This window comes from Chryseobacterium sp. FW101-FHT12H09 (assembly GCF_058790395.1).
In genome coordinates this window covers 223,894-237,654 of record NZ_JBYTCP010000004.1, presented here as the reverse complement: position 1 = coordinate 237,654, position 13,761 = coordinate 223,894, and the positions used below count along the sequence as shown (strand labels likewise).

General features: G+C 33.7%; 11 protein-coding genes. 7 read left to right on the top strand and 4 right to left on the bottom strand.

Annotated elements, in window-relative coordinates; genetic code table 11:
- Positions 1-3: 3 nt before the first annotated feature.
- A complete protein-coding gene (locus AC3WRL_RS16710; RefSeq protein WP_492330788.1) occupies positions 4-1,860 on the bottom strand; it encodes a helix-turn-helix transcriptional regulator in 1,857 nt (618 codons plus the stop codon).
- A gap of 231 nt (positions 1,861-2,091) precedes the next feature.
- Between AC3WRL_RS16710 and AC3WRL_RS16705 the strand changes: the two genes are divergently transcribed.
- The 5 genes from AC3WRL_RS16705 to AC3WRL_RS16685 are packed head-to-tail and all read left to right on the top strand — an operon-like array spanning position 2,092 to position 5,172.
- Positions 2,092-2,415: a magnetosome magnetite crystal formation protein family gene (locus tag AC3WRL_RS16705; protein WP_261512082.1), complete on the top strand. Its 324-nt coding sequence runs from the start codon at positions 2,092-2,094 to the stop codon at positions 2,413-2,415.
- A gap of 22 nt (positions 2,416-2,437) precedes the next feature.
- A complete protein-coding gene (locus AC3WRL_RS16700; RefSeq protein ID WP_492330787.1) occupies positions 2,438-2,911 on the top strand; it encodes a hypothetical protein in 474 nt (157 codons plus the stop codon).
- A 12-nt stretch (positions 2,912-2,923) separates the two neighbouring features.
- Entirely contained in the window at positions 2,924-3,415 is a 492-nt protein-coding gene (locus tag AC3WRL_RS16695) for a hypothetical protein (RefSeq protein WP_492330786.1), read from the top strand.
- 43 nt (positions 3,416-3,458) lie between these two features.
- Positions 3,459-4,442 carry a hypothetical protein gene (locus tag AC3WRL_RS16690; protein ID WP_492330785.1) on the top strand — a complete coding sequence of 328 codons (984 nt, stop codon included), beginning with the start codon at positions 3,459-3,461 and terminating at the stop codon, positions 4,440-4,442.
- Between the two features lie 4 nt (positions 4,443-4,446).
- A complete protein-coding gene (locus AC3WRL_RS16685; protein ID WP_492330784.1) occupies positions 4,447-5,172 on the top strand; it encodes a hypothetical protein in 726 nt (241 codons plus the stop codon).
- Positions 5,173-5,451: 279 nt separating this feature from the next.
- Here AC3WRL_RS16685 and AC3WRL_RS16680 read toward each other — a convergent pair whose 3' ends face one another.
- Entirely contained in the window at positions 5,452-6,222 is a 771-nt protein-coding gene (locus AC3WRL_RS16680; protein ID WP_214825391.1) for an alpha/beta hydrolase, read from the bottom strand.
- A 57-nt stretch (positions 6,223-6,279) separates the two neighbouring features.
- Positions 6,280-7,389: an epoxide hydrolase family protein gene (locus AC3WRL_RS16675; protein WP_261512087.1), complete on the bottom strand. Its 1,110-nt coding sequence runs from the start codon at positions 7,387-7,389 to the stop codon at positions 6,280-6,282.
- 363 nt (positions 7,390-7,752) lie between these two features.
- Between AC3WRL_RS16675 and AC3WRL_RS16670 the strand changes: the two genes are divergently transcribed.
- Positions 7,753-8,391 carry an NAD(P)-dependent oxidoreductase gene (locus AC3WRL_RS16670; RefSeq protein WP_492330783.1) on the top strand — a complete coding sequence of 213 codons (639 nt, stop codon included), beginning with the start codon at positions 7,753-7,755 and terminating at the stop codon, positions 8,389-8,391.
- 62 nt (positions 8,392-8,453) lie between these two features.
- Here AC3WRL_RS16670 and uvrA read toward each other — a convergent pair whose 3' ends face one another.
- Positions 8,454-11,246: an excinuclease ABC subunit UvrA gene (uvrA, locus tag AC3WRL_RS16665; RefSeq protein WP_492330782.1), complete on the bottom strand. Its 2,793-nt coding sequence runs from the start codon at positions 11,244-11,246 to the stop codon at positions 8,454-8,456.
- Positions 11,247-11,901: 655 nt separating this feature from the next.
- On the opposite strand from uvrA, the gene AC3WRL_RS16660 reads away from it, so the two are divergent.
- A complete protein-coding gene (locus AC3WRL_RS16660) occupies positions 11,902-13,713 on the top strand; it encodes a TonB-dependent receptor plug domain-containing protein (protein ID WP_492330781.1) in 1,812 nt (603 codons plus the stop codon).
- The last annotated feature ends 48 nt before the right edge of the window (positions 13,714-13,761 follow it).

Here is a 13,761-nt window from a genome sequence, read left to right as displayed (position 1 = left end):
GTTTCAATTGCCTACACTTTGTAAAAATAAGTTGAGATCATCATCTTTCTCCAGTCCTAATTTCTGTTTAACTCTATAACGGCTCATTCGTACACTTTTAGGTTCAATATGCATGAGCTGTGAGATCTGCCGGGTATCCATTTTAAGATAGAGATAAGCACAAAGCTTCATATCTAAAAGGGTAAGTTTTTTTTGTGCTTTTTCATTGATGAGGTTAAAAAAGTCCGGGTGTATCTGCTGGATTTGTAGTTTAGCGCCTTCAAAATCATTATCCAGAACCATTTCTTCTCTTACGATCTTTTGCATATTTAATGAATTATCATCAGCCAGTTTATCTTTTATGGTATGCAACATACGGTTTTTATGTTCCAGTTGAAGGACATTGGCCATTGCCTCCTTTTGCAATTGCTGCTGTTGAGCTTCCAGTAATTGCTGTTCCGCTTTTAATCTCGCCTGTTCCTCTTTTTCTAACTTCATCTGCATTTCAGATTCCTGTTTTTCTAACTGCAGCTGCTTTTCACGCTCTAAAGACAGACGCAATTTAAAATGATATGACCGGAACATAAAGAGCAACCCCAGCAAGCAAGCTATCACAATGCAGACATATAAATAGTTTTGTATTTTACGACTTGCTTCTCTTTCTTTTAAAATTTTTACCTCATTGTTTTTCTTTTCAGTTTCAAATTGTATTTCCAGTTTTTGAGCATTCAGTGCCTGTTCCTGATTAAAATTCTTATTGCTGTACTCAGTTACTTCTTCCTGAAAGGCAATGGCTTTCTCAAAATTACCCTGCTTTTTATAAAAAATGGATAAGGATCGGGTGATATTGATTAGTGTGTAGTAATAGGGATGCTGATCAGCTTTCATAAGATTGTAGGCCTCTAATAAGTAGCTTTCCGTTAAACTAGTGTTGCCACTTCGTGATGCATATTCGCTCAATAAACCCAAACTGCTCGCTTTAACTTCTGAAGCATTGGGATTATTTTTTAAAATATTTCCAGCTGTTTGAGCATAATAAATGGCATTTTTTTCAGCATTTTTATCATTGACGGGGAAATATTTGAAGTAGACATTTGCAATGTTAATGCAAGTGATGGCATATGTATAATTGGATACCTGTGTTGGGTATTTAAGGTAGAGGGCTTCTGATTTTTTTAGATAAAATAATACACTGTCAAGTTCCTTTTTTTCTTTAGTGGCATTGTAGTTATATTCATGAGCTACTGATAATGCTGCATAAGAATTACTCAGTAGGTTGTAATCTTTTGTTTTTAATGCATTTTCGGTCGTTTTGAGAGCGTATTTATTAGCCTGTGGTACATTGTTCCAATTGGAATAAGCAGCATAAAGCTGGTAATACAGTTTTGCCGCAATATAAGGATCAGGTGACTTTTCCAGTTCTTTTAATCCCAGTTGACAAAACTTGATTTTTTTCTGTGGATCATCCAGCGTTTTATATAAAAAAGCCTGTGCATAATATCCGTAAGCCATCGCCACAGGATTTTTAGCCTGTTGAGCGTATACCAAGGCTGAATCACTGGTTTGCTTCAAAGAGGTCAACTGCTTGTTATTAGCTTTTATAACAGTAATAAGTGTATAAGCTTTTGTAGCTTCAATGTAATTTTTGTAATGCAAAGCTATACGGGCACTTTGTCTCGCGTTACTTTCTGCAGCAGAATAATTTCTGTTTATCCGGTAAACTTCTGCAAGCCGGTTCAATAAAACAGGTTTTTCTTTTTCAGGGAGGTCAGTATTATTGATGGCCAACTGCAGGCTGTCAAGATATATATTTTGCGCAAAACTGTTTAAGCCTACGCATAAACACATAAATAAAAACAATTGATAGCGGACAGGTTTCATATCCCTAAAATTAAGACAAATTGTTAATTCCACACATAAAAGTCAATAAATATAGTGGTTTGTGGTTTGTTGTAATATGTTGTAAATCAGATTTGTTTAATTTCTGTAGACACATTGTAGACGCAGTCTTCCTAATGAGTAGATGCTTTGTAGAATAGTAAAATTTGGAAATTGTCAGCTATTGAATGAATATTTGTAACAGTAATAATGCTAACAATTAATCATCAAATTATGAATAACAAGACCTTATCTATCATTTCCTATATTACTCCTTTTGGCTGGATCATAGCTTATCTTATAGGAAAAGACAACGCAGATTCTCTGCTTAAATATCATTTAAGACAGTCATTGGGACTTATGATCATTAGTATCCTCTTTAATATTGTAATGCGAATCCTTGTTTCTATATCACCAGCATTAGGTTTTTTGGGAATTGTAGGACTTCTGATTATGATATTCTGGATATTAGGAATTATTAATGCGGCTAATAATGCTGAAAAACCAGTTCCCGTATTTGGAAAAATGTTCGAGGATAAATTTGCTTTTATCGGTTAATCCATCGTAAAGAACAACTGAGATGAACGATTACAAATATTTCACACAGGAAGGCAGTAGATTTCATTTGAAAACTAAAATGTCAACTGCTGTCTTACGGGTGTTTGCATGTCTGGCTATAGGTGTCGCTTTATATTGTATTATTCCGCCAGAAAAAAAGATCGGATTATGGGCTGCTCTCTTATTTGTATTTTTCGCTCTTGTCAATCTATTGAAAACAACAAAGCGATTAGTGATAGACACACAGTCTAAGACAATAACTCATAAAAACAATATCATTAGTGGTGAGGCTATTTATCGTTTTGAAGACTTTGTACAATTTTATGTACTGACAGGAAAATATCTTTTTATTACCATGGACAGCACTGCTTTCTTCATATTCGACCAAGATGGTAAAGAAAAAAGAGTTCCTATTATTGTAGGATTATTCAGCTCAAAAACAGCACAGAATGCCATTAATGAAATTAGTGACATTATGGATATTGAAGAGAAATAACAGGACACTGCAATGAATAAATATCAATTGGAAATAACATCTACAGAGCTGATTATAAGGCCTTATTTCGGATACTTACCCAAGATAAGGATATTCACTTTTTTATCGGTTATCATCTTTTGTTTTGTTCCGTTTTTTACTCAATTGGATTACAATATAAGGTATATTTTATATGGTATTGGTGGGATAATGCTCTTTTACGCGATATATGGTTTTATTTTCCGGGGCAGTGTTAAATTCCTGTTTGATAAAAAAACAAATAGCATTTACAAGATCTATATATTATCAATAAGGAAAAGGTTAATGGCATTGGATGAAATGACCATTATCAACACAGCTGAATATGGAGAAATGGCCTATGCTATAGGCAAAAAGAAAAAACAGTTTATAAAGAATTATCCAATTAGCGATACTTTTTCAGGAGGTAAGAAAAGCACTGCAAGAGAAACGGAATATATAGAAAACATATTAAATCCTATCCTTGAATTTGTAAATAAGAAGTAACTTTAAGATGAAATAAGATCCACCAATCACCAAATAAAAAAATATGAAAAAAGGCTTTGCTATATTCTGGATGCTTTACATGCTGTTTTTTGCAATTCCATTTCCTATGCTTTTGTATTATAATATCAAAAGTGATGATCCGCCTTCACTCACAGATACAAATCCATGGCTTGTGTTAGGCATTCTAACATTATCTGTCATATTGTGGATCATCATTCTGATTGGGTATTTTCGTAAATGGGTATTATCTAATTTTATAGCCAGAAGAAATATTGATTATTTAAATAGAAATGGAGTTCCGAGAAAAGCTGACATAATCGAAGCCGTAAAAATTTCTAAAGATAATGCTAAATATAATTCTTATGAACTTCGACTTTTATTTAAAAATCTAGTTGATACCGATATTATACAAAAAGCAGCTGTAAATGACTCTAAACCTCAGCAGCGTCGTTTCGAAACAGGTAAAAAAGTAGATATTCTTATTGATAAGGAAATGAAAAAAGTACCTTATTTTATTTTTGCAGGAACAGTAGCGACCATCAATATACTTGTTGTCTTTCTTATCATTTTGGGTTGGTTAACATTGGTTGCACTTATTGCAGGCTATTATATCTATTCTTATCAAACAGAAAATGCAGGGATGGGTTGGCGTTTTATAGTCTTCTGGCATCCTTTGATTCTTTGTCCTGCGATACTTTTATTGTATAGAGTAGGGTTGCCTTCTATTTTTAGATTATTTGAGGGTGGTAAGAAAGGTGAAGCTGAACTGATTAAATTTAAAGGACTAAAAACGACTGCAAAGCTGCTCAGTGCTAATCAGACCGGAACTTATATCAATGCACAGCCTATGGTTTTGTTTAAACTTGAATTTGTTGATTATCAGAATAAAACAAGAAGAACGGAATTAAAAAGAATTGTAAATCTCCTTGATCTGGGCAGTTTGAAACAGGAGACTATGGAGATCTTTTACTTAAAGGAAAATCCGGACCGTATCGCATTTGCTGCAGATTTAGAAGAAATAAGCTAACACCATGAAAAAATCAATTATTATAGTTATCAGCAGTATTTTTTTAACAAGCTGTGAGCAGATTTCCAAAAGTATTAAAGACACACTTAAGCCTGTGGCTGATACCACGGCGGTCAATGCAAAAAAAGAGGAATTACCTCCTCCAAGTCCATTTGATCCAGCTGTAGAAAAGCAGATTCAGGATGCTCAGCAACTTGTGACAACGATACTTGAAAAACATACAACAACCCATGTACAAAGACGCCAAGAAGGTAAAAACACTGATTTTCTGACCAATGAAATAGAATTAAATAAAGCTGAGGAAGCCCTAAGAAAGCTTCCTCAGTACATGGGAAAAGAAATTTTTATTTATTCATTGGTTTATTTTTATGATGATGGCAATATTCATGTTATGCTTCAACATCCAAAGAATCCTGAATATGTAGATAATTATGATTATAAAAATGGTATTTGGTCTGAGCCAAAACCTGAGCAGCTGTCTGTAAAAGATGATATTAAAAGCAGATTGGTTCCTTTACAAAAAGTAAGTTTTAGGAACATAGCGAAAGCTGCAGCGATTTATAATGATAAGGTATCGCAGATTGAAGGAGCAAAACCAGTAACCAATATTTATATTTCGGTTTGGAATAATAAGCTGAGATGGTATCCTACAACCATTAACGGAAGTAGAGAACGGTATTCGATTGAATTGACAGAAAATGGATCTTTAAAGAAATTTGAGCGGGAGTAGTCGTATTTATTTAAACAAAAGAATCCGCTCTTTAGAAGCGGATCCAGTAGATAAATACATCTCATTTTTTTAATTAGACAACAATAAAAAGCACAGCCGACAATGCTGTGCTTAAATTTTTATTTCAAATTTAATTGCAATTTCAAAGCTGAAAAAAGCAAAAAATGATTTCATTTCAGTTGTATTACATAGTAAATGTAGGAATATTTTTAATACCAAACATGAATTAAATGTTAAAATTCACAAGTTATCCACATTTTTTTGTGGATAAGTCTGTATTTAATTTTCTTCAAGATATTTATCAATGAAATTGTTCAGTGTTTTTCTTTCTTCTGCATTACCTTTATCATCCATTTTTCCGTGATTAATACTGGTGTTTTGTACAATGATATTGTATCTTTTTTGTTCTTCTATGGTAGGTAATACTTTTTCATCAGCAGGGTAATCATTTGAGCGCAAAGTATAGATCTTAGGATGAAAAGCTCTGGGAAGGTACATTCTTCTATTGTCCATGGTAATAATTTTATAGACCAAATCAGGATATTTATTTCCAAACAATGCGACCATATCACCACCATTAGAGTGACCCATTAAGGTTAAATGCTTATAATCGAGATTAGGGTTGCTTTTTTTAAGTTCATTCAAGACAAACAGAATATTCTCAGTTCCTCTTTCCCAGAATGGCATTCGTACTTTCTGTGGCTTGCCATCCGTCGGAATCAATGGGTCAGTTGGAAGTTCATGTTGAATACTTACCACAAAATATCCTTTTGAAGCCAGCTGATTAGTCAGATATGAATATTTTAGATAATCCCCACCCTGATTGGCACCATATCCATGATTGAAAATAATAACCTCCTGATTTGAGATCTTCTTTTTGTTTTTAGGTTTGTAGAAAGCAACGGGAATCAAACGGTCTCTATTCTTGTCATACATCTTTAAAGTATCAAGTTGTACGTCATAAGGACCTTTCAAATCAATGATCTTTTTTGAAGAACAATTGATTAAAAATAGAATAACTGGAAGCAAGAAAAATAATTTGTATTTCATGGTACTATTAAAAGAATGCAAAGATGGTTGTTTATTTCAATTATTCTGTTTAAGATATTATTTCAAAGAATAAAAGAAAGATTTCAATTCATCTGCAAAAGCCTGTGGTATTTCTAAAGCAGCAAAATGGCCGCCCTTATCTAATTTGTTGAAACGTACTACATTTACAAATCTTTCCGCCCATTCACGGGGAAATTGTGCTTCACGAGGAAGAACAACAACTCCTGCAGGAACATTGCTTTTTTGTAAAGGTTGGGAACCTCCCCATTGTGCAATAGCATCAGCTTTATACATTCTCATGGATGAGCCTATTGTCTGAGTAATCCAATAGATCATAATATTGGTAAGAAGTTCATCTTTTCCACCAAATGCTGTTTCAATTAATTCGGGTGGAGCCCCCGCATTTCCAAAACTAATGATCCATGATGCCAATCCAATAGGAGAGTCGTTAAGTGCATAGGCCAAAGATTGAGGTTTGGTAGAATGAACCATTGCATAAGCACCCTCACTATACCACCATTGCTGAACAAACTGAGCAAACTGTTGCTCTTCTTCAGTCATGCTATTGGGATCTTCCTGTCCCATGGGATAACCCAGATCAGTGAAATGGACAGCCGCAACAACATCCGGATCTTTAGAAGCCAAAGCTTTGGTAACACCCATGCCCACATCACCACCTGCGGCAAAAAACGTTTTATAACCTAATATTTCGGTCATGAGCTTTCTCCATAAGCCTGCAACATCTTCACTGCTAACAGCTGTTTGATCAGAAAATCCAAATCCAGGAATAGAAGGGATAATGAGATCAAAACTTTGTTCCCCTTCGGTAAGCAATGGAATGATCTTGTGGAAGCGATAATAGCTATCTGGCCAGCCGTGAGTTAATAACAACGGCTTTGAGTTGCTGCTTTTACCTTTTATATGTTGGAAATGAATTTGTATCCCATCAATTTCTACCATATACTGTGGATATTGATTCAGCTGTTGTTCATACTTCTTCCAGTCATATCTATTCATCCAGTAATCAGCAAGTTCTTTTAAGTATTTTTCACTGGTACCAAAATGCCAGCCGGAACCTTCAGCCTCTCCAGGCCAGCGGGTATTTTGAATGCGGTTTTTCAGATCATCGAGAACAGTTTGTGAAATGTTTACGGTAAATGGTTTCATAATATTTTGAATTTGGTTTAAAAGCAACGATTTAGTAATAAATTATGATTTGTTTTACTTCATGAATTGAGGTAACAGGCTGCATGACAATTGATAACAAATATAATGTAATTCTTTATTCGTTGAATAAATTTAATGAAAATTCAGATTGAATTTATTCACCGTGTTGTTTTAAAATAAAAGATTACATTTGCTTCATTAATATCTCTTTATAAATAGCACACCCATTCAAGCGCCATTCGAAGCTTGATACTTAAGGTTCAAAATTCCTGAACCCATTATTATTTATTTTTTAAACTAAAGACAAATTATCTATTTAAGAATTTGTGCTTTTAGTCTATTTATAACAATAAAGAGAACATTATGAAAACAAATACAATTGCCGTAATCGGTGGAACCGGAAAATCGGGAAAATATCTTGTGCAATATCTTTTAGAAAAAGGATACAAGATGAAATTATTATTAAAAACTCCAGAAAATTTTAAACTTGAACATCCTTTAATTGAAATCGTAAAAGGAGATGCAAGAGATTATCACTCAGTCAATACCTTGATTAAAGATTGTAGTGTTGTAATGAGTACTTTGAGTCAACCTGTGGGAGAAGAATCTATATTTAGTGATGCCGCAGAGAATATTACCAGATCAATGGCCTTGCATGGAATTAAAAGATATATCGTAATAGCGGGTTTGAATGTAGATACTCCTTTTGATAAGAAAAGCATTAAGGTGAAACAGGCAACAGAATGGATGTATCAAAACTATCCAAAAACCACAAAAGACAGACAGGCAGAGTATGAGATTCTTACAAAAACCAATCTGGATTGGACTTTAATAAGACTTCCTTTAATTATTCAAACTTCTGAAAGTTTTAAAACCGAGACAAATCTTGAAGATTGTAAAGGAGAGAACATAAGTGCTACAGATTTAGCGGAGTTTTTAACTTCTCAAATTGATGACAGAACTTACATTAAACAAAGTCCCTTTTTGTATAATTTATCTTAAACCAAGAATGGTTTAAACTATTGTTAAAAAAATAGAGAGTCAATTTGACTCTCTATTTATATTTAACTCTCCAGCTTTTCTTTAATATATTTTGCTGTGTGAGATTTTTTATCTTTTGCTAATTCCTCAGGTGTTCCTGCAAAAACTATTTCACCACCATATTTTCCTGCTTCGGGACCAATATCAATAACATGATCCGCAGATTTAATGATATCAGGTTGGTGTTCAATAACAATCACAGAATGGCCAAGATCAATCAATGCCTGCAGCGATTTCAGTAATTTTTGGATATCATGGAAATGCAGCCCTGTTGATGGTTCATCAAAAATAAATAAAGTCTTATCCGTGGTAACTCCTTTTACTAAGAATGAGGCCAGTTTTACACGTTGTGCTTCACCTCCTGAAAGAGTAGATGAACTTTGTCCAAGCTGCAAATATCCCAAACCAACATCCTGTAAAGGTCTTAGTTTTGTAACGATCTTTTCTTCATGATTCTCTTTGAAAAATTCAAGAGCTTCATCCACTGTCATATGAAGGATATCAGAAATATTTTTCTCATCAAATTTTACTTCAAGAATTTCATTCTTGAAACGTGTTCCTTTACAGGTTTCACATTCCAATTCGATATCTGCCATAAACTGCATGGAAACATTGATCACTCCCTCTCCCTTACATTCGTCACATCTTCCACCATCTACATTGAAAGAGAAATGTTTTGGTTTATAACCCATCATTTTAGACATCTTCTGTTTAGCAAACAGATCCCTGATGTCATCATAAGCTTTAAGATAAGTAACAGGGTTTGAACGCGAAGATTTTCCAATTGGATTCTGATCGATCAGCTCAATATTTTTAATGAGTTTTTTAGGGAATTCTACAGAATCATAATCTCCTTTTTTACCACCCATTCCTAATTGTATCTGGATGTCATTCGTAAGGATTTCTTTCATTAAAGTAGATTTCCCACTTCCTGAAACTCCCGAAATAACAACCAGACTTTCCAATGGAACATCTACATCAATGTTTTTCAGATTATTCTGTCTTGCCCCTTTAATATAAATCCATTCTTTAGCCTTTCTTCTTTTTTCAGGAACCTTAATTTCCAATTTTCCTGTTAAATATTTAGAGGTTAAAGTATCGGCATTCTTCAATTCTTTATAATCTCCTGCAAAAACCAACTCACCACCCAGATAGCCGGCTTCAGGGCCTATATCAATAATATAATCTGCAGCCCTCATCACATCTTCATCATGTTCAACAACGATAACGGTATTGCCCAGATCTCGAAGATTTTTTAAAACTCCAATTAAATTTTCTGTATCTCTGGAGTGTAATCCTATAGAAGGTTCATCCAGAATATAAATAGAACCCACCAATGAGCTTCCTAAACTGGTTGCCAGGTTAATTCTCTGACTTTCACCTCCTGAAAGGGTATTTGAAGTCCTGTTTATCGTTAAATATCCTAATCCTACTTTTAATAAAAAATCCAAACGGGTCGTAATTTCATACAAAAGCCTTTTGGCAATATCACGATCGTGATTTGAAATTTTTAAACTATTGATTAAAGGGGAAAGTTCATCTAAAGGTAATTCAATAGTAGACTGAATGTTGTGTCCGTCAATTTTTACCCAACTCGTTTCCTCACGAAGTCGTAATCCTTCGCAGGTTGGACAAAGGGTTTTTCCACGGTAACGCGAAAGCATAACACGGTATTGAATTTTATATAAATTCTCCTCAAGCATCTTGAAGAAATTATTGATCGATGGGAAACTGCTGCTGCCATCTCCTTTCCATAAATAATTCTTCTGTTCCTTGGTTAGTTGATGGTAGGGTTTATGAATAGGGAATTCACCAGCTTTTTTTATAAATGCTTTTTTCCATTCACTCATTGTTTCACCTCTCCAGGAAACCACTGCATCCTCATAAATGGAAAGTGTTTTATTTGGAATCACAAGATCCTCGTCAATTCCAATTACTTTTCCATACCCTTCACAGGTAGGACAAGCACCATAAGGATTATTAAAGCTGAAAAAATGAACATTGGGTTCCAGAAACTCAATCCCGTCCAATTCAAATTTATTGGAAAACTCTTTAGCTGCTCCTGTTTCTATATTTTTAAGAGAGCAATATCCCCGGCCTTCATAAAAAGCCATCTGTATAGAGTCTGCTAATCTTTGAAGAAAACTTTCATCTTCCTCATAAGCGAAACGATCAATAACAAGGTTGATAACCATTCCTTTTTCAGGAGTAAATCCAAAACTTTCAAGATCTTCAATTCCGGCAACATTGTCATTGATCTCAAGTCTTGTAAAACCAGCCAGTTTTAAGACATTTAAGTTTTCAGTGAAATTGTCTGTATCATATTCCAAAGGAGCTGTTAAAAGAAAAGACGTATCTTTTTTCGATGCTTTAATATAATCTACTACATCAGTCACTGAATCTTTTTTTACCTCTTCACCAGAAACCGGAGAGTAGGTCTTTCCAATTCGGGCAAATAGAAGCTTCATGTAATCATAAATCTCCGTGGAAGTTCCAACCGTAGAACGGGGATTGGAAGAAATTACTTTTTGTTGGATAGCAATAGAAGGAGCCAATCCTTTAATATCATCCACTTTTGGTTTCTCCAGTTTACCTAAAAACTGTCGTGCATATGAGCTTAAACTCTCAACATAACGTCTTTGTCCCTCCGCATAAATAGTGTCAAAAGCTAAAGAAGATTTTCCACTTCCCGATACTCCGGTAATGACAATCAGTTTATTCTTGGGGATTAATACATCGATGTTTTTCAGGTTGTTAAGGTGTGCGTTTTTAACAAATACCTGTTTTTTTATATCTATTTCTGTAATTGATGCCATAGTAAAATTAAGACCTACAAAAATACGAATTTTTGGTGGATTTTTCTTCTATAATTATTCCCATTGCCATTCAAAAAATCTATTAAACAGACTGTTAATATTTTCGTAATTAAATATCAAATCAGGATGGGATTAAAATACAAATGCTATTATGTTCATTAATAAAAAAAATATATTGATTTTTTCAATAATCCAGCAACCTCATTTATTTTCAAATGACTTTTATTAAACAAGGTGTTTTAATTACCTCTCATTTTTATCAGTTAATAAGGGATATATGGGTTTAAAAAATTAAACATCTGTAAGCGAAATATTTAGTTAGTAGTTTAAAGTTTTTTATTTTGAATAAATTTTATGATTTTTTATGTTTTTTTAAGTTAAGCTATTGTTTTGTGTTTCAAAATTATTTAAAATTGCACCTATAAATATGTAATAAAGCGATGGTAAAATTATTCAGAGACCTTGTTACACATTTAATGAGAAAAAGATAATTCCCCCACACAAGATGCAGCATCCACTGCATCTTTATTTTTTATAAATACCAAATCTCATTTTTATTGATGCGCTGGCAACATCTATGATAATAATCATTTGTGAGTGTTGTCTAAGTCATCTATTTTTGGAAATCTTAAAAAAATCTTAAAAATTAAAGGATATGATGAAAAAGCTGGGCGTTGTATTTTTTCTTGGTCTGTTAGTAATAACTGAAGCGCAGGAAAAAACTACAGATATAGAAACTGTTGAATTTCAAGGTAAATTTATTTCAACTCCATATAAAAATGCCAATCAGAATATCACTGTTATTTCAAAAGAAGAGATTGCCAATTCTCCTGCGAAAAGTATTGATGAAATCCTTCAACAGGTTCCCGGAATGGATATCAGAAGGAGAGGAGCAAATGGCGTTCAGAGTGATGTCGCTTTTCGGGGAAGTTCATCCGAACAGGTTCTTCTTCTATTAAATGGGATTAGAATGAATGATTCGCAAACGGGGCACAATTCTCTTAATATTCCTATAGATCTTGAAGATGTTGAAAGAATCGAAATAGTCAAAGGTCCTGCTGCCAGGAGATTTGGGCAGAATGCTTATGCAGGAGTCATTAATATCATTACCAAAACAAATCCTGGAAAAAGAGTAAAGATAAGCGCTGAAGGTGGGGATTATGAAACCTATGGATTTGGACTGAATGCTCAGTTGGGAAATGAAAAATTTTCTAATTCTTTACAGGCCAATTCTGCAACCTCCCAAGGTTTCATGCATAACACTGATTATGAAATACGGAATGTTTTTTATCAAAGCAGATTAGCTATTAAGAATGGTGACTTAAAGCTACAGGCCGGTATTTCAGAAAAGAAATTTGGGGCTAATGGATTTTATGCTTCTCCAAAGGCAACTGAACAATATGAGGAGCTTCAGGCTTCAGTGATTAGTTTAGCTCATCAACAATCCTTCGGAAAATTAAAATTAAATTCTAATGTGTACTGGAGACGAGGACAGGATATGTATTTATATGACAGGCAAAAACCTGATGGATACAGAAATATGCACATTGGAAACAATGTAGGAGGGCAAGTCAACTCAAGCTATTCATGGGGATTGGGAATAACTGGTGTTGGAATTGAGTTAAGAAAAGAACTTTTGGCAAGTAATAATTTAGGAAATAGAAACCGTTTTGTTTCCCAGATTTTCTTTGAACATAATTTTTCATTATTAGATAAAAAACTGAATATTACACCAGGAATTTCTTGGGGAAATTATTCCAAGGAAGGGAATTTCTTTTATCCGGGATTAGATGTAGGTTATAACTTTAATCCAAATAACAAGATCTATGGTAATATTGCCAAAGTTCATAGAGTTCCTACCTTCACAGATCTTTATTATATAAGCCCAACGGAGCAGGGAAACCCTGATTTGCTCCCTGAAAATGCAGTATCTACAGAAATAGGATATCAATATCAGAATAAAGGTTTATTAGCTAAGATCAGTGGTTTTATGCGTAATTCAAATAATTCGATTGACTGGGTGAAAAAATCACTGACAGATCCTGTTTGGTATGCTCAGAATGTTGGAAATATAGATACAAAAGGTATTGAAGCTGAAGTTAATCACAGATTGTCGGATTGGCTGAAATACAGTGTCGGATATACGTATCTGGATACCAAAGTTAAAGAATCCAATGATTTTGTTTCAAGGTATGTTCTGGATAATTTAAAGCATCAGTTCATAGCAAAACTGGAAACAAGTTTCTTGCAATATTTCACCAATGAACTGGTATACCGATATAATGACAGGTTAAATCTTGGAAGTTATAATCTATTGGATGAGAAGATCAGTTTTGTGAAAAATGATTTTTCTGTCTATGTTTTGATTAATAATATTACGAATACGAAATATACAGAAACATTTGGTGTTCAAATGCCTAACAGGTGGTTTCATATTGGTTTTACGTACAATATTAATATTAAGTAAACTTAATATTAAGGGGTGGTTAATTAATTTTACTTTTGCAGAAATTTT